Below are 1,544 nucleotides of genomic sequence, written 5' to 3' on the forward strand. Positions count from 1 at the left end.
CCTCGCCGTCGGCGAGTCCGTCGGGTGGGCCGTGGCCGCCGTCGTCGGCGTTCTCCAACCCGGTGTTGTGGCAGGACCTGGCCGACATCGACATCTTCCGGGTCGACGACACCTACTACTACTCGGCCTCCACGATGCACTACTCGCCCGGCGCGCCGGTCCTGCGCTCCTATGACCTGGTCAACTGGGAGTACGCCGGACATTCGGTGCCCAAGCTGGACTTCGGCTCCAAGTACGACCTGAGCGGCGGCCGCGCCTACGTCAACGGCATTTGGGCCTCGTTCCTGAACTACCGCAAGAGCAACAAGACCTTCTACTGGGGCGGCTGCATCGACTTCAGCAAGACCTACATCTACACCGCCACCAGCGTCGAAGGCCCCTGGAACCGGCACACCACGATCAACAAGTGCTACTACGACGCCGGCCTGCTCGTCGACGACAACGACACCATGTACGTCGCCTACGGCAACACTCAGATCAGCGTCGCCCAGCTGTCGGCCGACGGCAAGACCGAGGTCCGCAGCCAGCAGGTGTTCTCCACCCCCTCCAGCGTCGGCACGCTGGAAGGCTCGCGGATGTACAAGCGAGGCGGCGCCTACTACATCTGGCTGACCCGCCCGGCCAACGGCCAGTACGTCCTGAAGTCCACCAACGGCCCCTTCGGACCGTATGAGATGCGCCAGGTGCTGCTCAACATGGGCGGCCCGGTCTCCGGCGGCGGCGTGCCCCACCAGGGCGGCCTGGTGCAGACCCAAAACGGCGCCTGGTACTACATGGCCTTCCAGGACGCCTACCCCGGCGGCCGCATCCCCGTCCTGGCCCCCATCACCTGGAGCGCCGACGGCTGGCCTGCCATCCAGACCACGGGCGGCGCCTGGGGCGCCTCCTACCCCTACCCCAACGTCCCCCGCCCGCCCCGGCAGGTCAAACCCCCGACCGGCAGCGACACCTTCACCGGCTCCCAGCTCGGCCCCGAATGGGAGTGGAACCACAACCCCGACACCACCCGCTACAGCGTCGGCAACGGGCTGCGGCTGCAGACCGCCACCGTCACAGGCGACCTGTATTCGGCCCGCAACACCCTGACCCACCGCATCCTGGGGCCGTCCTCGACCGCCACGATCCAGCTGGACTACACGACCATGCGCGACGGCGACCGGGCCGGGCTGGCGATGCTGCGTGATTCGTCGGCCTGGATCGGCCTGCGCCGCGACAACGGGCAGACCCGGGTGGTCATGACCAACGGCCTGGCCATGAACGGCAGCTGGCAGACCACCTCCACCGGCACCGAGGCCGCGAGCGCGGCCGTGTCCGGCGGGCGGATCTGGCTACGGGTCAGCGCCGACATCCGCCCCGGCAGCGGCCGGCAGGCCCGCTTCTCCTACAGCACCGACGGGGTGAACTTCACCTCCCTCGGGCCGGCCTTCACCATGGGCAACGCCTGGCAGTTCTTCATGGGCTACCGCTTCGCCATCTTCAACTACGCCACCCAATCCCTGGGCGGCGCGGTCACCGTCAACCGATTCGACCTGACCACCCCGTGA

1 protein-coding gene is annotated in these 1,544 nt (G+C 68.3%); it reads left to right on the forward strand.

Annotation, left to right across the window (positions count from 1 at the left end; all coding sequences use genetic code 11):
* Nucleotides 1-1,544: glycoside hydrolase family 43 protein (locus AAH991_RS40010; protein WP_346231171.1), on the forward strand; the 1,544-nt coding region annotated here is incomplete at its 5' end.

The organism is Microbispora sp. ZYX-F-249, from assembly GCF_039649665.1.
In the GTDB taxonomy this organism is placed as follows: Bacteria; Actinomycetota; Actinomycetes; order Streptosporangiales; family Streptosporangiaceae; genus Microbispora; species Microbispora maris.